The sequence below is a fragment of the Pseudomonas sp. PS01297 genome, assembly GCF_029959305.1.
Lineage (GTDB): Bacteria > Pseudomonadota > Gammaproteobacteria > Pseudomonadales > Pseudomonadaceae > Aquipseudomonas > Aquipseudomonas helleri.
Map to the genome: position 1 here is coordinate 15,844 of NZ_JASCPQ010000050.1, position 22,184 is coordinate 38,027.

Below are 22,184 nucleotides of genomic sequence, written 5' to 3' on the forward strand. Positions count from 1 at the left end.
ACACCCCAACGCCCGTAGCACGGCTGCGCAGCAGTCGTAAACCGGTGCTCTACGCATGCCCGCTGCTACGCGGCACCACTGTCAATTCCGGGGCTTGCACCCGGCGCTGGCTCAAATAACGTGTGCAACTGACCCGCAAGAACGAGGCGAAATTGACCACTTCGCCGCGATAATCCATCACTTCTTCATACAGCTTGGCCACCAATTGGTTGGTGGTCAGGCCATCCGCTTCTGCGATTTCGGTGAGGATGTCCCAAAACTGGTTTTCCAGGCGCAAGGTGGTGACCACGCCACAGATACGCAATGAGCGCGAGCGCGATTCATACAAGATCGGGTCGGCTTTTACATAAAGCTCACACATGGTCACGCCCTCTTCTTACAAAGCGATCCGGGTGCCCAACAACCCCAGAAAAGCCGCCAGCCAGGTCGGATGCGCTGGCCAGGCCGGTGCCGTGGCCAGATTGCCCTGCACATGGGCCTTGGTCACGTCGATATCAATGTAAGTCCCGCCCGCCAGACGCACTTCTGGGGCGCAGGCCGGGTAGGCGCTGCACTCACGGTCTTTGAGCGTGCCTGCGGCAGCGAGCAATTGCGCGCCATGGCAGACCGCAGCAATCGGTTTGCCCGACTTGTCGAAATCGCGCACCAGTTCCAGAACCTTTTCGTTCAAACGCAGGTATTCCGGCGCACGGCCGCCCGGTATCACCAGCGCGTCATAGTCGCTGGCTTTGACCTTGTCGAAATCAAAATTCAGGGCAAACAGGTGGCCGGGCTTTTCGCTGTAAGTCTGGTCGCCCTCGAAATCATGGATCGCGGTGCGCACAGTCTGGCCGGCTGTTTTACCGGGGCATACGGCGTGCACCTGGTGCCCGACCATCAACAGCGCCTGAAACGGCACCATGACTTCGTAGTCTTCGACGTAATCGCCAGCCAGAATCAGAATTTTCTTTGCCGCCATGGTGCGTGCTCCTTACAGGTAAGACCTTGGGCCAATAAGAGTAGCCAAGGTAAACCCTATGCGCCTGCGCGGGTAATAGCCAACTACTACGTACCCGAGCAGACGCCACGCGCACGCTTACTTCAACAAGCCATCGGCCTGCAGCAAGGTTTCAAGGCAGTGCTCTTGAATGGTGTAGAACGCCTTGAGTTCCTGAATTTTCACCAACAACTGCGCCGGGTCTTGAGGCTCGGCACGTTTGACCGCGAGGATCATTTTGTTTTTGTTGGTGTGTTCCAGCGAGATGAACTCAAACACCTTGGTTTCATAGCCACAGGCTTCGAGGAACAACGCACGCAGGCTGTCAGTGACCATTTCGGCCTGCTGGCCCAGGTGCAAGCCGTATTGCAGCATCGGCTTGAGCAGTGCCGGGCTCTGGATTTGCAGGCGGATCTGCTTATGGCAGCACGGCGAACACATGATGATCGCGGCCCCGGAACGGATGCCCATGTGAATGGCATAGTCGGTGGCAATGTCACAGGCATGCAGCGCAATCATCACGTCAATCGGGGTCGGCGCAAAACTGCGCACATCGCCGTGCTGGAAGCTCAGGCCCGCATGCTCCAGACGCTGGGCGGCGTTGTTGCACAGCGTGACCATGTCTTCACGCAATTCAACGCCGGTGACCAGGCCTTCAGCGTGCAGGCTGTGGCGCAGGTAGTCGTGGATGGCGAACGTCAAGTAACCCTTGCCCGAACCGAAGTCCACCACCTTGACCGGCTGATCGAGCTTGAGCGGCGAGCTGCTCAAGGCGTGGGAAAACACCTCGATAAACTTGTTGATCTGCTTCCACTTGCGCGACATCGCCGGGATCAGTTCTTGCTGCTTGTTGGTGACGCCCAAGTCCGCCAAGAAAGGCCGTGTCAGGTCCAGAAAGCGATTCTTCTCACGGTTATGCTCAGCCGACGGCACTTCTCGCGCTTGTTGGCTTTTGCCTTTAAACAATGAGCTTTTGCCTTTTTTGCTGTACTCCAACTGCACTTCGTCGGTCAGCGTCAGCAAATGCGCATTTTTGAACGCTTCCGGCAACAACCCGGCAATCGTTGCAACGGCCTCATCGAGGGCAAAGTTCTTGGTGATGTCACGGGTTTTGTAGCGGTACACAAACGACAGGCAAGGCTGATCCTTGACCGTGACCTGCTTGATGATGACCCGCTGCAACTCGGCCTCCGGGCCGACATATTTGGCCAGCACCAGCTTGATAAACGAGTTTTGCGCCAGGCCGGTTTCCAGCAGGTTCAAAAATTGCGCACGATGATCCGGCACGGACGGGGCGGTGGTAGCAGTCACTGACATTGAAAAAGGTGCCTCGAGGGGTGCAGAAGAGGAATTCGCAAAGGCCACCATTTTAGGCGGGTTGACGGTCGGGGGCACGGGGTTATTTCGCCATCCGGGCCATGCATAGCTATGTACCGCGCCTGTGCCGTGCCCATTGCGTTAAATCAAGGCCTCGATCTTCACCGGATTATGCCCCGCGCAGAAGTCCTTTTCTCTGATCCCTGACGCAATGGCACCCCATGAAAACACTCTCATCGACACCGGATTTTTTGGCGCGTTTTATCGCCCTGAGCAGCTTCCCCCAAGGCCAGTTTTTACCGCGCCCCACCTTTGAAGGTGCGGTGGGCGAGGCCTTCACTCAGGCCATGCTGGAAGCGTACCCCGGGCTCAAAGCCGATTTGCCACACGCTCAAATTGCTGCGGCACTGCCAGTGACCGACGCCCAACCCGCCCCAGCGCCGGAACCGCCCACCACCTGGAGATTGATCGCGCCATCGACGATGCTGATTCAAGGCTTTATCGCTCAGCGCACCCTCAACCTGTCAGCCGACCGGCACCGCCTGACCGTTGATCTGAAACCCGAGAATCCCGCACCCTTGAGCGTGAGCATGGAAACCCTTGAGAAGCTGCTCAATGAGTGGGCGCCTCAGGTGGTCGACGTTTTCGCCCAGGCTCTGATCCATTTCTGGAGCACGCCCTCACCTGCCGGTGTCAGCCCGTGGCTGTGGTTGAGTCGGGCATTGCAAGTAGGCCTGAGCGCCACCCTGAACGATGCCAATCGCCAGCCCGCATTGACCCAGGAACAGTCTGCCGCGCTGGGAGCGTTGTCAGGTTTTGCCGAAAAATCCGAGCGCGTGAAGCTTACCGCCGAAACCCCGCTGCACGCCTACCTGGTCAACATTGACACCACGGATGCCCAAGGCCCGCGATGCTTGCAAATTCCGGGGCTGGCACTGATTACCCGCAGTATCGGTGAGCGCCTGATCGTCATGGCCTGGTCACTGGCCGACGGTGTTGAACTGTTTGACTCACTGCAGGACTTCGCCCTGTCACTGCCCCGGCGCATACCGGGCCTGGCAGATGACAGCCCGGTGGTCTGGAGCTTGTATGAACCTGAAGGCCATTTTTTTCAGGCGTTGGCCCACACCCTGCTCGACAAGACCCTGCACACACTCACGCAATTGGGCGAGACCGCCCGGGCAGAACGCTGGAGCGCAGCCCGACTGGCCCAAGCGCTGGATGAAGAGGCGCTCATGTTTCATTTGTTCAGCCCGCAAGAGTCCACAGATTTTCAGCAACTGCTCAACACTCTCCCCCAATGGTTGACCACCGCATCGCGCTCAGACATTCGCGCCTACAGCCACCTGCTGGCTGATCAAGTGGCGCAACAACAGATTGCAGAGGGCAAAACCTTCCTCGATGACATTCCCTCGCTGCTGGATTTCGCCGTGCAAACCCTCACTGCACGGCTCAAGCAAAACCACCCGGACGACCCTATAGACGTCGCCAGCATCGACATCCACGATATTGCCATCCAGGACCTGCAAATGGCCTGGCTAACAGAAGACGTCATGCCGCTGGCCGAGTTCGCACTGACCTACGTGGGCGGTAAACCGGCGGCGTTTATCGAAGTCAAAGAACGTAGCGGCCGGCCTTTGCCCACTTGGCTGAACGCCAGCTACATCAAAAATCTGCTGGAAGAAATCGACATCGGCTCGCTGTACATCAGCCTGCTTAAAGCCAACCTGGTGGACGATACGGCGCAAGTGACCCGCCGCCTGACACTGTTCAAGTCTCAGTTAAAGGCGCAACTGCCGCTGCTGGCACTGGAGCATAAAATTCGCGGCACTGGCGGGTTCACGGAGGCTGGCTGGCACCTCGTGGCACGTCTGATGGGGTCTAATGCCGTGCCACGCAACAACCTGGACTGCATTCGACAACTGGCTTTCACCTTGTACGACGGCGCCTCTGCCAACCTGGTCAGCAATATGTTTGTACTGGGCTCCAGAGATCTGAGCGCCGGGCCTTTAGTGCTGTTTCGCCCGTTCGCCACCGATTCACTGCTTGAGTTTGCCAGCCGCGAGGCGCTGATGACGGCTATCCAGCAACCCGGCGAACTCCAGGATCTGACCTTGGCCTGGTTATCTGACTCGGTGCGCAGTTACTACGCCGATGGCGGCTTTGAACGCCCACATCTCGAAAGCGTGGTCAATCAAGGCTTTTTAGCCTTGCTGCCACGAAGTCCCGCCCAACTGGCAGATCTGATCATTCAGGGCGACGCGCTGGCTTATGCCTTCGACAGCCACGTCGAGGCCCTGATCACGCTGTCGGACAAACAGACCGTGTCCAGCTCCGAGCGGCGCTGGATTCTGTTCAAGCGCTACGCCTGGATGCTGTTCAACGGCCTGACGTTTTTTGTCAGCGGCCCGTTGCAAAAAGCCGCCTGGGTTTTCCAGACCCTGGTCAGCATCGACGAAACGCTGCAAGCCCGAATCGAAAGCGACCCCGAGGCGGCCAAACAAAGCGTGATCAGCCTGCTGCTCAATCTGAGCCAGGCGCTACTGCACGAAGGGCTGAGTTTTCACGCCGCCCTCAATGCACGCTCGCGCCTGCAAGCGGCCCCTGACCTGCCCATGCCAGCGCCTCTGAAACTGCCCACCACATCCGTCCTGAAAGCCCCGCCAGCCAACACGCCGAAACAGGCCGTGAGTCGAAAAACCGGCCCTGATCCTGATGCCCAGGCCGTGAGGGTGTATTCGTCTCTGGATTTCGCTTGGTTCAACGCTCAACCCCGTCCGTCCGTCAGCCAGCGAGCAGCACTGGACACCTTCATCACCGATCTCGATGTCAGCAGCGGCACCCCCATTGAAATCGGGCCGCTAAAAGGCCTGATCAACTTTCAGAGCAACACCTACGCCGTTATTGATAAAAAAACCTATCGCGTCAGTCGTCAGGACGACGGCGTGGTCATCCAGGATGCCCAAAAACCGATTCGCTTCGGGCCTTGGTTGATGAGCGATGATGCCGGCCATTGGGACTTCGACCTGCGCCTTAAACTGCGTGGCGGCGGGCCGAAAAAGCGCATTGCCGTGTTGCGCGAAGAAAAAAAACAGGCACTGATGCAATTGGTCGCCGAAGAAGCACGGCTGATGACTGATAAGCAGACCCGTGATCGGGTGCTGACGCTCACCGAAAAACTGATGGCAACGCCCACCGGGCGCCAAGCAACCTTCTTCGAGCGTTATGAAACAGAGTTTACCCAATGGCGAAACAGCGCCCGTGAGCTGATCAATATCCTGCAAAAGATGAACGACATAGTGCCTGTCCCCTCCTTTGAGGCAAAAATGCAGGCGTTGTGGGCCGAACTGACCCTCAAACTATTCAAAATGCAAAACCACCTTGAAGAGCAGCGTAAGGATCTGCCCCTCACGGCATTTAGTGCGCAGTACAAAATCCGTCTGAGCGAGGCGATCAATCAACTGGGCGCCGACAATCAGCAGCCTTACCAGGAACTCATCGAGCACCTCAAAAAAGCGGAGGTGCTCGAACGCAAAGCGTTTGATATCGCATTAATGGAATCTGAAGGGATCCTGGAGACCAGCAAGTTGCCCATACCGCGCGACTCACCGCTGGCAGACCTGTTCCTGAAAAAAGATAAACATTTTTTCGATCGCCACTGGGCGGTCATCTATATGGAAACACTGCTGGAGCTGGTCTTGAACCGCGCTGCCAGCGACCTCAATGCCGAAGAACTGCACGCCTTCAACCACCTGAACACCGATGCCTTCGTCAATATGGGCTGGTCGCAGTTAAGGCTGCGCCTTCAGGAGGGGGAAGTCGGCGTCGAACACATCGAATTTTACGAGTCGGCCATCAGCCTCTACCAAGGTTTGACGGCAACCTGCGAAAACCTGATAGCGCTCAAGTCGGAACATTTTCGCAATGAATACCTGCCTTCTTTAGTGGCCGCCATCAAACCGCTGAAGTCGTTTGCCGAGATGCAACTGTCAAAAGTGATATGGGACTCTGAAAGCTCAAGCTCCGAATCTGATGAGCCGCAGCCCGGCCCCAGCTGGAAAGCGGCGCTGCAGCCTACCAAGGTGAAAGCCGGAGCCCTTCGGCAAAAAGTCTTCAAAACCACAGAAAAACAAGTCTTGGTGGGTGTGGTCCGTGAGCCCAGCCCTGATGACCCGACTGAAATTGTCGACGTTGTGGATGCCTTCAGCCAGATGAAAGTCAGTTCGTACCGGCGTGGGGCGAGCGATGAATGGGAGCAAATCGAAAACCTCAGGCCTGCCACCCCCTCCCTGATTTCTCACGCCAAGTCCCTTTCCCGGCTGGAAGCTGACGCCATCAAATTGCTGGGTCGGGTCGAGGCCAGCATTCAACAGGCCCGTGCGTTTGCCAAGACCTCGAAAATCCCGGTGGAAATTGAAGAAATACTCGAATTCAAAAGCCAGTCACTGGACGAAACCGCGAAGCACATGCAAGCCCTGTTGTCCGCTGAAGGCCCGGATGTCGAGCCTTTGTCACGCAGCCAAAGGGGCATAGCCAATGGGTTGGTTGCCCAGCTAGAGCTCAACTCGGTGCGGCTGCGCGTCGAAGGTAAACGTTTGCGCATCAGCCTGATTACCGACTTGCCCCCCACTGCGGCGAATATCGACTACCTCAAGGCCCAAGACCAGGTGGAGATTGTGCGGCTGGGCAAACGTCGCCCGATGAGCGGGCCAAGAAAGGATTACGTGCAGGAATATGAGGTCCGCAGTCGCGATGGCAAAGCGTTGTGGTACGCACATTTTCATTACGCCTCACCCGATTCGCCGCCCTCAGCCTTTACCGCCGCACATTTGAAAACAGAGGCGCATCGGTTCATGAGTGCCCAAGCGCTGTATGCGCAGGCAGGGTCAACGACCGATGTGATTCAGGTTTACCGCAGCAAGATCACCCTGGCGCTTGCGGAAAAACTGTTTCTGGCGGTCCAGTAAACGTAATGAAGGCGCCGTACTGGCGCCTCCACGTTGTTACGGCACAGCAAATATGGACAGTTAAACTTATTTTTTTGGAAGCTTAAACGTGAGGAAGGCTGTCTTCACACTACCGCCATCAGCACCACTAAGCACCAGCGCTGTAACATGGCCCACGCCTTGTTCTCCAGGACGCGCTTTATTGACTGCAGTACATGTTGCCTTGCCATGAGCGTCTGTGCGTTCAACTGGAGACTTAGTAGATATTGATAGGCTTTCTACTCCCCAGCTTACCTGTGCATCAACCAATGGGGCGCCCGATAATTTATATGCATGAAGCGTGCATTGAATTTCTCCATCGTGTTCCACCGTTTCAGCGGACACAGTTATATGGGTGACACCCTTAAAAGCCTCAAGAACAACGTTATCGATCTTCACTGCACGCTCTGAAGTGGTAAAGACTAAATCCACCTGGGTAACACCCGTGACTTCATGATCGACACTTTTGACGAACGTATCACCTTCAGAAACAGTTTCCAGGCTATCGATGCGTTTCCCATTTACCAAAACATAACCGTCGTTGACTCCTGTACGCCGGACTCTATACGAAAATGTCAGTTTGTAATTTTCGCTCGCTGACAGGCCTGTCACTGTTTGCACCGCACTGTGTTGGTTGGCTGCCGAAAGAAGTAGCACCCCATCCACTACCCGTACTTCCCCCCCGGTATTCGAGGCCCACCCCTCAGCACCCGCAGAAAAATCACCGTTGGTAATAAGGTTAACGGCTGTGTGTTTACTTGCTTTCGGCTTCTTCATTTTACTTGCGCTCCGCATGTTTTTAGAGTGACAGCGAGCGTTCAATCTAGCAGCCGCCCCTGGTGCGAACTACTGTCATAAATTACAGTTTCGAGCGAAATAAATGGCCGTTGGTCGCCTGTCATTGTTACCAACGTCTGCAAACAAAACGGTAATTAGCACCCAGTTAAACATCGCCGCCATTAATATTAATTGTCGGCGATGTTCTGACTGGCGTACTACAACACCACTAACCGATTCGGCAATTGATTACGTGTGCCGGTTTTGGGGACGTGTTTTTCCAGCAATTCGGCACTGGCGTCGATGCAGGCGATAAAGCCTTCTGCGGTGTGCCCCAGTGTAACGCGGCGTACAAAATCGCTGACGATGCTGCCCCAATCGCTGTTGTCCAGACGCTGGGAGATGCCTTCGTCGACGATGATCTCGACGTAACGCTCGGCTTCACTGACAAAAATCAGCACCCCGGTGCGGTCTTGGGTGTGGTGCAGTTTTTGTTCGAGAAACTGGCGCCGCGCCAGGTTGCTGGCCCGCCAGTGGCGAACCCGCGCCGGGATCATAAACGTGGTTAGCACCGGGATGCGGAAGATCAAACTGAGAAAGACAAAAGTGGCCCATTGCAGCATGAGCAATGTGTAGATCGTCATGTCGCTGTTTATAAAGTGCACCAGCGCCGGTACCACCAGGGCGATCAAGCTGGCCCAGAGTAAGGGGATGTAGCTGTAATCGTCGGCGCGCGGTGCGAGCACGGTGACGATTTCGGCGTCGGTGCGCTGTTCAGCGCGGGTCACGGCCTCTTCAACCTGCCGTTTTTGCTCTTGCGTGAGTAAAGCCATAAGTGTCGATGCCCGTTTAAAAATGAATTACCAGCCGCCCGAAGCGCCGCCGCCACCAAAACTGCCGCCGCCTCCACGAAAACCACCGCCGCCACCGCCACGTCCAAAGCCACCGCCGCCAAAACCGCCGGAGCGCGAGCCGCCGCCTCCACCGGAATTGCAAATGCCATAGAACTGGCAGGCTGCGACCACCACCACGAACGCTAAAAACAACAGCAGCACCACACCGGGATGTTCAGCCAAAAAGTCATCGCCGCCGCCCTGCCCGCTGGCGTAGGCAGGCTCAGCCAACGGCGCGCCGCCCAGCACCTGGAGCATAGCCGCAACGCCGTCGCTGATGCCTTGGCTGAACTGTCCGGCTTTAAACGCCGGGGTGATCACCTGATTGATGATCACCGACGCTTGCGCATCGGTGAGGCGGTCTTCCAGACCGTAGCCGACTTCGATGCGCAGTTTACGGTCATCCCGGGCGACGATCAGCAACGCGCCGTTGTTTTCATCCTTTTTGCCAATGCCCCAGGCGCGCCCCAATTGGTAACCGAAGTCTTCAATGGGTTCGCCTTGCAGGTTCGGCACCGTGACCACCACCACTTGCTCGCCGGTGGCTTTTTCGTGGGCTTCGAGGGTCTGTGTCAGTTGTTGACGCGTGGCGGGGTCGAGCATTTGACCGTCGTCCACCACCCGCCCGCTCAGTGTCGGAAAAGTCAGCGCCTGTGCGCTGGCTATTAATAGCCAAAGCAGCAGGCCCACGCCCAGTTTTGATACGCGCATCAGCACCTCATAGTTAACTTTTGTAGCCGCTGCCGAAGGCTGCGATAAGGGCCGAAGGACCTTCAGGACTGCTACGCAGCCCATCGCAGCCTGCGGCAGCGGCTACAGGCATAAGCTGTTAGAACTTCACCTCGGGGGCTTTGTCGGCATTCGGGGTGGTGGCTTCGAAGGTCGCACGCACCGGCAAGTCGCTGTACATCACCGCATGCCACAGGCGACCAGGGAAGGTGCGAATCTCGGTGTTGTAGCGCTCGACCGCGAGAATAAAGTCCCGACGGGCCACGCTGATGCGATTTTCGGTGCCCTCAAGTTGCGACTGCAACGACAGGAAGTTCTGGTTGGACTTGAGGTCAGGGTAACGCTCAGACACCACCATCAAGCGGCTCAAGGCCCCGGTCAGCTGGTTTTGCGCGTCCTGGAACTGCTTGAGTTTTTCCGGGTTGTCCAAAGTGCTGGCATCGACCTGAATCGACGTGGCCTTGGCCCGCGCCTCAATCACCGCCGTAAGGGTCGCCTGTTCTTGCTTGGCCGCGCCCTTCACTGTCTCCACCAGGTTGGGGATCAGGTCGGCACGCCGCTGATACTGGTTCTGCACTTGCGACCAGGCCGCCTTGACCTGCTCATCCAGCGTCGGGATGGTGTTGATCCCGCACCCCGCCAGCACGCTGCTGAGGGCCAGCAATGCGACAACCTTCCACCCCATCCGTTTTACGCTCTGTATGTGCATGCATCGACACTCCGTTTTAATTCCATTGCGTTCATTGACCCGCCAACCCGCTTAAAACTCCCTGACCGCGCGCCAATATCTCCCGCCAGCACTGGATTGCGCACGACGAATCAGCTAAAAGACTGCCTCACGCGTAGGAATATTCTCCTATAAAGATAGGCCATATCTTTAAACCAAGTAGTCCATACGCTTTTCCAAAACAGTATCGCTACGAAAGCGCGGGCCTCCCTTCGCGTTCACCGAGCGGCCGCGTAGAAGAATCTCATGAGAAACCTGTGTTTGCTGGGCCTGGCCATCAGCCTGGCCAGTCCTTCGGTATGGGCCCAAACCCCGACAGCGCCGCTCCCGCCCAAAGACGTTTTTGTCGCAGACCTGATGGAGCAAATGACTGAAGCCGAAAAAATCGGCCAGTTGCGCCTCATCAGCATCGCCACCGACATGCCGCGTGAACTGATCCGCAAGGAAATCGCGGCCGGGCACATCGGCGGCACCTTCAACTCGGTGACCCGCGACGAAAACCGACCCATGCAAGACGCCGCCATGCACAGCCGCCTGAAGATCCCGATGTTTTTTGCCTACGACGTGATTCACGGCCATCGCACGATTTTCCCGATCAGCCTGGGGCTGGCGGCCAGCTGGGACATGGACGCCATAGCCCAGAGCGGGCGTGTTTCTGCCCAGGAAGCCAGCGCAGACGGCATCGACATGACCTTTGCGCCGATGGTCGATATAGCCCGCGACCCGCGCTGGGGCCGGACCTCGGAAGGTTTTGGCGAAGACACTTATCTGGTCTCGCGCATCGCTGACGTCATGGTCAAGGCTTATCAGGGCCTCTCCCCCGCCTTGCCCGGCAACATCATGGCCAGCGTTAAACACTTCGCACTGTACGGCGCTGTTGAAGGTGGACGGGACTACAACATCGTCGACATGAGCCCGACACGCATGTTCCAGGACTACCTGCCGCCCTACCATGCCGCGATCAAGGCCGGGGCTGGCGGGGTGATGGTGGCGCTCAACTCGATCAACGGCGTGCCGGCCACCTCCAACATGTGGCTGATGCAAGACCTGCTGCGCAAAGACTGGGGCTTTAAAGGCGTGGCCATCAGCGACCACGGCGCGATTATCGAGCTGATCAAGCATGGCGTGGCCAAAGACAACCGCGAAGCTGCCAAGCTGGCGATCAAGGCCGGTATCGACATGAGCATGAACGACAAGGCCTACGGCGAAGAGTTGCCGGGCCTGCTGAAGTCGGGCGAAGTGCCGCAGAGCGATCTGGACAATGCCGTGCGTGAAGTGCTCGGGGCCAAATACGACATGGGCCTGTTTGCCGACCCGTACCTGCGCATCGGCAAGGCCGAAGATGACCCGGCCGACACCAACGCCGAAAACCGCCTGCACCGCCAGGAGGCCCGCGACGTGGCACGCAAGAGCCTGGTGTTGCTGAAAAACAACAACCAGACCCTGCCGCTTAACAAGCAGACACGCATTGCCCTGGTCGGCCCGCTGGCCAACTCCAAGGTCGACATGCTGGGTAGTTGGTCTGGCGCCGGGGTGCCTGCGCAATCGGTGACCGTGTATGAGGGCCTGCAAAAGGCCATGGGCCAGCAAGGCTCAGTCACCTATGCGCGGGGCGCGAACATCTCCGACGATCCGAAAATCGCCGAGTACCTGAACCACATCAACACCGGCGGGATCGACGTCAACAACGACCCGCGCCCGGCCCAAACAATGATCGACGAAGCGGTCAAAGCCGCGCAGCACGCGGATGTGGTCGTCGCCGTGGTGGGTGAGTCGCGAGGCATGTCCCACGAGTCATCGAGCCGCACCTCGCTGGACATTCCCGACAACCAGCGCGCCTTGATCAGCGCACTTAAAGCCACCGGCAAACCTTTGGTACTGGTGCTGATGAACGGCCGCCCGCTGTCGATCGAACAGGAACAGGCGCACGCTGATGCCGTGCTGGAAACCTGGTTCAGCGGCACCGAAGGCGGCAATGCCATTGCCGACGTGCTGTTCGGTGACTACAACCCGTCTGGCAAGCTGCCAATCACCTTCCCACGCTCTGTTGGCCAGATTCCTAGCTACTACAGCCACCTGAGCATTGGACGGCCCTTTACGCCGGGCAAGCCGGGCAACTACACCTCGCAGTACTTCGACGCCGAGAACTCACCGCTGTATCCGTTCGGCTATGGCCTGAGCTATACCGACTTCAGCCTGTCGCCGGTCACGCTGTCGTCGAAAACGTTGAAGCCCGGGGGCACCCTCACCGCCAGCGTCACCGTCAAAAACACCGGCAAGCGCGATGGCGAGACGGTGGTGCAGTTGTACCTGCGTGACGTCACCGCCTCCATGGCCCGCCCGGTCAAGGAGCTGAAGAACTTCGAAAAAGTCATGCTCAAGGCAGGCGAGCAGAAAGTGGTGCGCTTCACCCTCAGCGAAGACGACCTGAAGTTTTACAACGCGCAATTGAAGTACGCCGCCGAGCCGGGCGAGTTCGACGTGCAAATCGGCCTCGACTCACAAAACGTGCAGCAAAACAGCTTCGAATTGTTGTAACCACGCGCAATAACCGAAAAGGTCTGCAAGGGCCTTTTCGGCCCCTCTTTCGAGCATTTTGTGCTTGACCTTTATGATCTTTGCGCACGCCTGAAAATGCGTTCGGACAGGGCAGTTTTTTGTGGTAGGGTTCGCGCCCTCAAAATTCAGACGGCTCGATTGGGCGCTGCAAAATTCAGTGACAAGCGGTTCACTCCAGCGTCTATGCGGCCTACATGGTTTATCAACCCTTCATACACACTTTACGCACAGAGTTATCCACAGGTCGTACATTGCACAGCGCCACTAAAACGCATATCTTGTATCTGTCGCGCCAAAAACACCTACATATAGGGTTTTAGGCCAATAACCCAACACAACTCAGACGAGAATTTCAAGCCCTTTTCTCGCGCCTGTCGGGTTAAACCAAACGCAGTTCTCAAAGTCCAAACCGCTCATGCGGATGGCAACCGTTTTCCGGCTCTACAGCAGGAAAGCGGCCCGGGTGTTGCAGTAAAAATACTGTCACCCACGAGGAATACGGTTTGAGGCTGCACGCACAGACCAAGACTTCGGCACGGAAGCGGCTTAACCCCCCCTTTCTGTACGTCCCGAGGTTGTTATGCCCGGTTCATGATCGGTTGTAGTGCTTCAGGACGGAACGGTGGGCCCCCAAAAGGAGCCCAAATAAACATAGAGAATGTGGAGACACCCCCCCATGCAAACCGACACAGCTCGCGAGAACTCGCAGGGTTCCGATTCAAATCTGGATCTGTCTGCGACCGCGCCAGGCCAATTGCGCGTGATCAAACGTAACGGAACCGTGGTTCCTTACACCGACGACAAGATCACCGTCGCCATCACCAAAGCGTTTCTCGCAGTTGAAGGTGGCAATGCCGCTGCCTCGTCACGAATCCACGACACCGTTGCGCGCCTGACTGAACAAGTCACCGCGACCTTCAAGCGTCGCATGCCATCGGGTGGCACCATCCACATCGAAGAAATCCAGGACCAGGTTGAACTGGCCCTGATGCGCGCCGGCGAGCAAAAAGTCGCGCGTGACTACGTGATCTACCGCGACTCGCGCGCCAAAGAACGCGCCACTCGCGCCCCGGCCGAAAGCGCTGTGGTTGCTCACCCGACCATCCGCATCACCCGCGCCGACGGCACGTTCGCGCCGCTGGACATGGCCCGCCTGAACACCATCGTTAGCGAAGCCTGCGAAGGCCTGGCAGAAGTCGACGGCGACCTGATCCAGCGTGAAACCCTGAAAAACCTGTACGACGGCGTGGCCTTGAGCGACGTCAACACCGCCCTGGTGATGACCGCCCGTACCCTGGTTGAGCGTGAGCCCAACTACTCGTTCGTGACCGCCCGCCTGCTGATGGACACCCTGCGCGGTGAAGGCCTGGGCTTCCTGAACGTTGCCGAAAGCGCTACCCACCACGAAATGGCCGACCTGTACGCCAAGGCACTGCCGGCTTACATCGCCAAAGGTATCGAATTCGACCTGCTGAACCCGGTGCTGGCCACCTTTGACCTGGAAAAACTGGGCAAGGCGATCAACCACGAGCGCGATCAGCAGTTCACCTACCTGGGCCTGCAAACCCTGTACGACCGTTACTTCATCCACAAGGATGGCGTGCGTTTCGAACTGCCGCAGATCTTCTTCATGCGCGTGGCCATGGGCCTGGCGATCGAAGAGAAGCAAAAAGAAGACCGCGCGATCGAGTTCTACAACCTGTTGTCGTCGTTCGACTACATGGCCTCGACCCCGACCCTGTTCAACGCCGGTACTCAGCGTCCTCAGCTGTCCAGCTGCTACCTGACCACCGTGCCGGACGACCTGTCGGGCATCTACCACGCGATCCACGACAACGCCATGTTGTCCAAATTCGCGGGCGGCCTGGGCAACGACTGGACCCCGGTCCGTGCTTTGGGTTCGTGGATCAAAGGCACCAACGGCAAGTCCCAGGGCGTAGTTCCGTTCCTCAAGGTTGTGAACGACACCGCCGTCGCCGTCAACCAGGGTGGCAAGCGTAAAGGCGCTGTCTGTGCCTACCTGGAAACCTGGCACATGGACATCGAAGAGTTCATCGAGCTGCGTAAAAACACCGGTGATGACCGTCGTCGTACCCACGACATGAACACCGCCAACTGGATCCCTGACCTGTTCATGAAGCGCGTCTTCGATGACGGCAAGTGGACCCTGTTCTCGCCGTCCGAAGTACCGGACCTGCACGACCTGACCGGCAAGGCCTTCGAAGAGCGTTACGAGTACTACGAAGCCCTGACTGAGTACCCGGGCAAGGTCAAACTGTTCAAGACCATCCAGGCCAAAGACCTGTGGCGCAAAATGCTGTCCATGCTGTTTGAAACCGGCCACCCGTGGCTGACCTTCAAAGACCCGTGCAACCTGCGCAGCCCGCAGCAGCACGTGGGCGTGGTTCACAGCTCGAACCTGTGCACCGAGATCACCTTGAACACCAACAAGGACGAGATCGCTGTATGTAACCTGGGTTCGATCAACCTGCCTAACCACATCAAAGACGGCAAGCTGGACACCGCCAAGCTCAAGCGCACCATCGACGTCGCCGTGCGCATGCTCGACAACGTGATCGACATCAACTACTACTCGGTGCCGCAAGCGCGCAACTCGAACTTCAAGCACCGCCCGGTAGGCTTGGGGATCATGGGCTTCCAGGACGCGCTGTACCTGCAGCACATCCCTTACGCCTCACAAGCCGCTGTTGAGTTTGCCGACAAGTCGATGGAAGCGGTCAGCTACTACGCGATCCAGGCGTCCTGCGACCTGGCTGACGAGCGTGGCGCTTACGAGACGTTCCAGGGTTCGCTGTGGTCCAAAGGCGTGTTGCCGCTGGATTCGCAACAGATCCTGATCGAGCAGCGTGGCCAGAAGTACATCGACGTTGACCTGAACGAATCCCTGGACTGGGCACCGGTTCGCGCCCGTGTACAAAAAGGCATTCGTAACTCCAACATCATGGCCATCGCACCGACCGCCACCATCGCCAACATCACTGGCGTGTCGCAGTCGATCGAACCGACGTATCAAAACCTGTACGTGAAATCCAACCTGTCGGGCGAATTCACCGTGATCAACCCGTACCTGGTTCGCGACCTCAAGGCTCGCGGTCTGTGGGATTCGGTCATGATCAACGACCTGAAGTACTACGACGGTTCCGTGCAGCAGATCGAACGCATCCCGCAAGAGCTCAAAGAGCTGTATGCCACCGCGTTTGAAGTTGACACCAAGTGGATCGTTGACGCGGCCAGCCGTCGTCAGAAGTGGATCGACCAGGCGCAGTCGCTGAACCTGTACATCGCGGGCGCATCGGGCAAGAAACTCGACGTCACCTACCGCATGGCCTGGTACCGTGGTTTGAAAACCACCTACTACCTCCGTGCCCTGGCGGCGACCAGCACCGAGAAGTCCACCGTTAACACGGGCAAGCTCAACGCAGTATCGAGCGGCAAAAACAGTGAAGACGTAGCAGCAGCGCCTGCTGGCCCGGCCCCCGTGCCAAAAGCCTGCGCGATTGACGAGCCGGATTGCGAAGCTTGCCAATAAGCTGAATGGCCAGGCGGCTTGACCGCCTGACTAAAAACCCCCGTTAAACCCTGGTAACAGTTGGGTTTGGCGGGGGTTTTGTTTTTTGGGGTTGTCACCCAAGCTATTAACGGCTAACACGCTTACGTTGTTCAACTGTCAGAACTATCAACACACAGGCATTAAAAAAAATAACCGAAGCGACGATGCTATCGACTGTTATTTTAAAAAAAACACTTTGGATAAGCACCGCAAACGCGGGTGCTGCAGATAAACCTATTGTCGTGAGCGATGCACCTAACCACGCAATTGCGAACTGCAAGGAAACCTGAATCAAGAACATAAAAGACGACAGCAACACCACATCAACCCAAGCGACCTCGATCGTTGAAAACAAATCAAATTTTAGACACAGACCAAAACAGCAGAACACCACCAAAATACTCCGTAAAGCATTAACCTTTATTGGAGACTGCTTGAGAACACCGAGCCTCGCTGACACGCGCGTGTTTATATAGATAGATATACCGCACAGTATAGACAAGACAATACCAGCATTAATACCAGCCCCGTAACCACCTGCTCCGGAGACTGCAATACCACCTCCAGCACTGGCTATAAAAACGGCACTTAAAACGACAAGAATCGAAAGCAAGATATTGATTACACTCAACCGAACACCCTGCGTAAAGGGCAATATTATCGCCCCCACAGAGACCGCAATTGAGGAAAAAGCCCCCGGAAGCAAATATTTGATAGCCCAAAAACCAGACACCCAGCTTAGCAGCGTAAAAAAATTTATTAAACAATACAAATAGACACAACGAATAAAGCCTGGACGCAGCCTAAAATCGGTAAACACACAACTGAATTTAACGCCTGAGCGCAACCAGTCCCTCAGCATCAAACCTGCCATAAAAATCAATGACAGCAACGAGAAGCAAAACATCAAAACAAACGGATCAATCTCACGATACAAGAAATACGCCGAATAGATCATCCTAAAAGCATCGCCGCTCAAAAATACTAACAACGCGACTACGCCCCCCACCGCGGCACCTTTATATTGCAATCTCACATCCTTCTACCATTTCCTGACACGATTTAATTAACGACCTCCCATAGGCCGTAAGCTCTGCATATTCATAGACAACCCCCAGCGTCTGGAAAAACTTATCCTTAAATGAAGCATCATTACCACGCTCATTATAATTAGTTTTTACCTTACTAAAATCCAAAGCACCCGGCTCAGCTTTATATATTCTTTCAAACACATAAATAGTTCGCGCCAGCACAAATGCAGCATGATAAATAGCGCTGAGTGGTCTAGCTTGTTTACGAAAGGGGGTTGGATACAATCTGTCATTATGATTTCCAAAGAGCGGATCATGCACCCAATGCGCATATAATAAATTGTGTGCTGACTCGTGAACAACGTGCTCTATGTACCTAGAGACAGTATCGTGCACTGAACACGAACCGACATAAATCATACCCAAGGCATTAAAATTAGTTCCCGCCCGACAGTATCCAGACTGAAAAATTCTAATCTCATCCACGACCTGCGCCATTTCAGCATACAACGCATCGTCCGCACACCTAATAATGTCAAGCGCATGAATCATCAAACGCCTGGATGCCAAAAATTCACTCTCACTACCAATCTCCTTTGGCAAAGCAACATTGGCATCCGCGTCCTCATAAGTCTTTCTAATATCTGAATAGACGACAGAGCTACATATTTCATTTTGCAACCCCGACGACATTAAAAAGGGAAGCACCTCTAGATTAGAGTGGCGCTCGCAACTTGAAAAACATAATAACCTTTCACTTAAACTCTTGCTAACCTCCTCTCCACGCACGTAGTAACTTATCAACGTTTCATGAGCTGCAAAAAAGAAAGGAGGCGCTTTAGGGCAGTTACGATACTCTGAAATCAACCCAAAAAAACAGCTGTCTTCCTGACCAATAGATCTCAACAAATATTCAAAACTTTCCCACAACCTCGCCGAAACATTTTCGAACAGTGTAGTCGCCATCTGCACATCAGGAGCAGCATTAATAGTGTACATCGCGGACACCTCTTTATTTTTTTATAAAAACCGCCGATTCAACACCCACCACTACGACATTCGGGACACCTAATTTCATCACGTACAGCGAAGCACAATGCCCAAGTAAAAGCCGGGCAACAGACTCTGCCATACCATTACCGAGCAGCGCCTCAAATGCATATCCATAGGCAAGACGAACACTTGCATTAAAATTTTCGTTCACGCCCAAAAAATAAATGAAGCCCCCCACATCAACATGCAAGCAACTGTGCAGCGGCTGACTGCATTTATCTACAGAAAATACAATTTCACCGGACACTTCAATACCCGAACCGCCCACTTCACCCATACCCTGATTAAAATGAATATCTCCCATATAAAAGAACGCGTGGTCGTGCGTGACAGGTAAATACAGGGTGGCTCCCTTTTTAAAAAATGTGCAGTCAACGTTGCCGCCATATTCATCAGCGTCAATCGATAACAAGCCCTCCCCCTTGTCCACGGGGTCAGAGCAACGAATACACCCGATCATTAACTCCTGCCTGACTGAAAGCAGGCTCAACCCTGTGTCGTTCTGGATAACAGGAATGCCACGATCTCCAATGAGCTGCCAACAAACGACCTCCTCTCCCACCACAGGCTGGCTGTATTTTGCATTTACAAACTCTGGCAGTATGCCTTGCGAAGACAACCCAACATTCCGAGTGATTCGGATATCTAAGACCGTTATAGCAAGGACATCACCACACTTGCTTCCCTCTAAAAAATACGGACCTGACAACGGATTAAAGTAAGTGCTGACACGATCCAGGCACTCATCAAACCCTAAGTTATCAATCGTTCTCGTCGCGTACGCTCGACCTGGCTTCAAAGAATAGAAATCACTCTCTCGCCCTGAAAACGACTGATAATATTTTTTCTGCCGTGGCAGATCGTCTACTTCACTTATTAATTTCATTTTCCTTTACGACAATTGAGTGAACGAGCCCATACTCAACAGCCTCTTCTGCACTCAGCCAAAAATCCTTATCCGTATCAATTCTGACTTTTTCTATAGGCTGCCCTGTTGCGTCAGAAAAAATCCTGTTAAGTCTTTCTTTCATCTCTATAATTTCTTTTGCATACGCTTCAAAATCCATCGCTTTACCTTGAAAACCACCTGAGGGTTGATGAAGTAAAAAACGGGTATTGGGCAATGAATAGCGATTTTCTTTATCCGCAGCAACATAGATAAGTGCACCCGCACTTGCCACCCAGCCCGAGCCAATGGTGATGACCACCGGCTTAATAAAGCGTATCGCATCAAATATCATATCCCCTGACTCTACATGCCCCCCAGGCGAGCTAATAAAAACAATAATTGGCTCATCACTCATATAGGCAAGCGCATGCAGTTGCTGCACGGCATCCTTGGCCATTTTGGTATTGATCTCTCCTGTAATAAATATTTTTCTTGCCGCAATCGTGCTGTCTAACAACTTGGAACTTAACGAATCCATCCCTCCCGACTCACGATCCTTCTTCTCACTTAAATGGGGCATCACACATGACCTCTCAGGAAAAATCACTGTCAGATAAGACTCAATTTTTTAATCATGCCTTCCATTATCCATTCACTGTCTTCCCCCTCCTCAACATCAACACCCATCTCCTGCAAGTAACGCACATACTCATGACAATAAACGCTCCCACCCAACTGATCGCAGCGCTTTAATGCATGCACGGCAAAGTCATACGACTTGTAAACACAATGAAAAATACAGGCCAACTTAACCAGACGATTCGAAACACCCCAAAATTCATTATCATCGAGCCGATGAAAATAAAATGCATCAGCCCATAACCATTGATTGATCCCATTTACCGAACTGCCGTCTACTTTCACGCCACGAGGTGATCGAGTACCGTAGCCGGTAAAACAGTGAAACGTGAAGTCGCGCTCAGCTAAAAAAACATCTACATCACGAAACAAAGGCTGCCCTACATATTTTTCTACAAAAGAAACTTCTATATGTATACCCAAGAGATTTTTTATATTTCTACCTCCTGACTTTAAGACTTCCAACTCATACCCTTGCACATCGATATCAAGATAATCGAAATGTGCATCAGAAAACACAACATCGAACCAATAGGTCTTAATAGTGTTTATCTTCTCAACCCTATAAAAAAACTCCATGCCGGAATAGAACTCCAGACATGCTTTATTGGGAGCCAACATCGATGAACACGAGGCTAATTGACAGACATGCATCTCATGGATACCCCCATCGCCGATCGCCACATTGTGGATCTTATCGATTGCTCTATTCGTCAACCACTTATTAGCCTTAGCATCCGGCTCCACTGCCGTTACGACACAGGCATTACTATCTACTAACGCCTCATAATGAAACCCCTCCGGAACAGCGCGGGCACCTACGTCAATTATTTTTATCTTGTTTGCGGACAGGTCAAACGGAAATTTCATAAAGGGCCTCATATACGGAAACATGCAGGCGTGCCTGCCTCATAAAAGACACGCCTGCAAACCATGAGAAGGACTTGTACTAATTTGTCACTGCCAGAACGACCTTTCCATTTTTCCCATTCAACCCAAATATTTTTTTCAGGTCAATTTCTTGAACAGCGGGTACTTTTTTGCTTTTACATTTGCTAGCCATAACGCACCTCATAAATTTTAGTTATGCAGCGGTACATTTACGCAAATTACAAACAAAGCTATAACTCACTATGCAAGCAAGGTCAAAATATCATGACCAATTTCAGACATTTCCTACGCTCACACTTACCCACTCAACTTCAAGACAGAGGTTAAATTTCTTACAGAAAAATCTCACCCCCCTCATGAAATATAGTTAACCATCACCCTAAACCCTTATAGCTCTTGCCTTTAATACAACTCTTTATGAAATCTTTTATTAAACGTACAAGAGCCGAGCTACTGCGATGGTATTTACGCAGCCTTTTGTTCAGGCAGGCTGCAAACGCCAGCTCACCACATTCATCAGGTCGCAGCCATCACGCAGCAAGAGCATGGCCGTGGTTGCCAGGTGTTTGAGGTCGACCGCGTCGGCCTGCTCCATCTCGCGGCTGGAAAAGGTTTCCATCAATTGGGTAACCGCCAGCACACGGGCCATGGCGTTGGCATGCAACACATCCAGCGGCGCGTTGCGGTCAATCAGTAAGGCGGGAATGGTGCAGTCGAGAGCAGTTAACGGGATGTAGGGGGATGCAGTCATGAGTAAAGCTCCTTGTTGCTGATTGGAGCCATCCACATTCGTCGCCAAACAAAGGTAGGTGGCAGCTGTACGCAGGTTGGCGAACCGGTAGAACAAGGAATACCGGCAGATCCAAAGATCTCCCACGCACAGCTGCCATAAAGCAGCGCGATGCAAAATACACGCTCTGCCATATATCACAACAACTACACGCAACCATTGTTCATTCCCAAGTCGCCAAACCCGGTCGCCCAAACGGCGAGCAACGACTATAGGCGTCGCCCCCTTGGCCCGGCAATTGGCAAACCTGTGCGAAACATCCGGGAAAATCGTGAGCCACGTAACCCTGCCACCTCCTGTAGGAGCGAGCTTGCCTCGCGATCTTTTAAAAAAGATCAAAAGATCGCGAGGCAAGCT

At 54.3% G+C, this 22,184-nt stretch carries 16 protein-coding genes; 3 read left to right on the plus strand and 13 right to left on the minus strand.

Going from position 1 to position 22,184, the window contains the following annotated elements; all coding sequences use genetic code 11:
• Window positions 1–49 precede the first annotated feature (49 nt).
• From QMX84_RS15750 to QMX84_RS15760, 3 genes are all read right to left on the minus strand, one after another.
• Entirely contained in the window at window positions 50–361 is a 312-nt protein-coding gene (locus QMX84_RS15750; protein WP_048370622.1) for a ribbon-helix-helix domain-containing protein, read from the minus strand.
• Window positions 362–376: 15 nt separating this feature from the next.
• Window positions 377–958 carry a DJ-1/PfpI family protein gene (locus QMX84_RS15755; RefSeq protein WP_282364222.1) on the minus strand — a complete coding sequence of 194 codons (582 nt, stop codon included), beginning with the start codon at window positions 956–958 and terminating at the stop codon, window positions 377–379.
• Window positions 959–1,075: 117 nt separating this feature from the next.
• Entirely contained in the window at window positions 1,076–2,293 is a 1,218-nt protein-coding gene (locus QMX84_RS15760; RefSeq protein ID WP_282364223.1) for an SAM-dependent methyltransferase, read from the minus strand.
• A gap of 221 nt (window positions 2,294–2,514) precedes the next feature.
• Between QMX84_RS15760 and QMX84_RS15765 the strand changes: the two genes are divergently transcribed.
• Entirely contained in the window at window positions 2,515–7,260 is a 4,746-nt protein-coding gene (locus QMX84_RS15765) for a DUF6543 domain-containing protein (RefSeq protein WP_282364224.1), read from the plus strand.
• 66 nt (window positions 7,261–7,326) lie between these two features.
• Here the strand turns inward: QMX84_RS15765 and QMX84_RS15770 are convergent, their stop codons facing one another.
• The 4 genes from QMX84_RS15770 to QMX84_RS15785 form a co-directional block, all read right to left on the minus strand.
• Window positions 7,327–8,055: a hypothetical protein gene (locus QMX84_RS15770; RefSeq protein WP_282364225.1), complete on the minus strand. Its 729-nt coding sequence runs from the start codon at window positions 8,053–8,055 to the stop codon at window positions 7,327–7,329.
• A gap of 218 nt (window positions 8,056–8,273) precedes the next feature.
• Window positions 8,274–8,888, minus strand: a complete 615-nt coding sequence (locus QMX84_RS15775) for a TPM domain-containing protein (RefSeq protein WP_282364226.1) — start codon at window positions 8,886–8,888, stop codon at window positions 8,274–8,276.
• Between the two features lie 27 nt (window positions 8,889–8,915).
• Window positions 8,916–9,659: a TPM domain-containing protein gene (locus QMX84_RS15780; protein WP_282364227.1), complete on the minus strand. Its 744-nt coding sequence runs from the start codon at window positions 9,657–9,659 to the stop codon at window positions 8,916–8,918.
• A 118-nt stretch (window positions 9,660–9,777) separates the two neighbouring features.
• Window positions 9,778–10,386, minus strand: coding sequence for a LemA family protein (locus QMX84_RS15785; protein WP_048370634.1), 609 nt, complete (start codon window positions 10,384–10,386; stop codon window positions 9,778–9,780).
• 264 nt (window positions 10,387–10,650) lie between these two features.
• Here QMX84_RS15785 and bglX point away from each other — a divergent pair, with 264 nt between their 5' ends.
• The gene (gene bglX, locus QMX84_RS15790; RefSeq protein ID WP_282364228.1) at window positions 10,651–12,942 is read left to right on the plus strand and encodes a beta-glucosidase BglX; all 2,292 of its coding nucleotides are present in this window, start codon (window positions 10,651–10,653) and stop codon (window positions 12,940–12,942) included.
• Between the two features lie 697 nt (window positions 12,943–13,639).
• Entirely contained in the window at window positions 13,640–16,513 is a 2,874-nt protein-coding gene (locus QMX84_RS15795) for a ribonucleoside-diphosphate reductase subunit alpha (protein WP_282364229.1), read from the plus strand.
• Between the two features lie 106 nt (window positions 16,514–16,619).
• Here the strand turns inward: QMX84_RS15795 and QMX84_RS15800 are convergent, their stop codons facing one another.
• The 6 genes from QMX84_RS15800 to QMX84_RS15825 all read right to left on the minus strand — a co-directional run bounded on the left by QMX84_RS15800 (window position 16,620) and on the right by QMX84_RS15825 (window position 21,788).
• Window positions 16,620–17,564, minus strand: coding sequence for a hypothetical protein (locus QMX84_RS15800; RefSeq protein ID WP_282364230.1), 945 nt, complete (start codon window positions 17,562–17,564; stop codon window positions 16,620–16,622).
• Entirely contained in the window at window positions 17,554–18,564 is a 1,011-nt protein-coding gene (locus QMX84_RS15805) for an HEXXH motif-containing putative peptide modification protein (RefSeq protein ID WP_282364232.1), read from the minus strand. The genes QMX84_RS15800 and QMX84_RS15805 overlap by 11 nt, the downstream gene beginning before the upstream one ends.
• Window positions 18,565–18,577: 13 nt before the next feature.
• Window positions 18,578–19,504: an acetamidase/formamidase family protein gene (locus QMX84_RS15810; protein WP_282364234.1), complete on the minus strand. Its 927-nt coding sequence runs from the start codon at window positions 19,502–19,504 to the stop codon at window positions 18,578–18,580.
• Window positions 19,488–20,087, minus strand: a complete 600-nt coding sequence (locus QMX84_RS15815) for an ATP-dependent Clp protease proteolytic subunit (protein ID WP_153335762.1) — start codon at window positions 20,085–20,087, stop codon at window positions 19,488–19,490. Before QMX84_RS15815 ends, QMX84_RS15810 begins: the two co-directional genes overlap by 17 nt.
• A gap of 29 nt (window positions 20,088–20,116) precedes the next feature.
• Window positions 20,117–21,016: an FkbM family methyltransferase gene (locus QMX84_RS15820; RefSeq protein ID WP_282364235.1), complete on the minus strand. Its 900-nt coding sequence runs from the start codon at window positions 21,014–21,016 to the stop codon at window positions 20,117–20,119.
• 502 nt (window positions 21,017–21,518) lie between these two features.
• Complete coding sequence (locus QMX84_RS15825; RefSeq protein ID WP_282364236.1) at window positions 21,519–21,788, minus strand: short-chain dehydrogenase; 270 nt, start codon at window positions 21,786–21,788, stop codon at window positions 21,519–21,521.
• Between the last annotated feature and the right edge of the window lie 396 nt (window positions 21,789–22,184).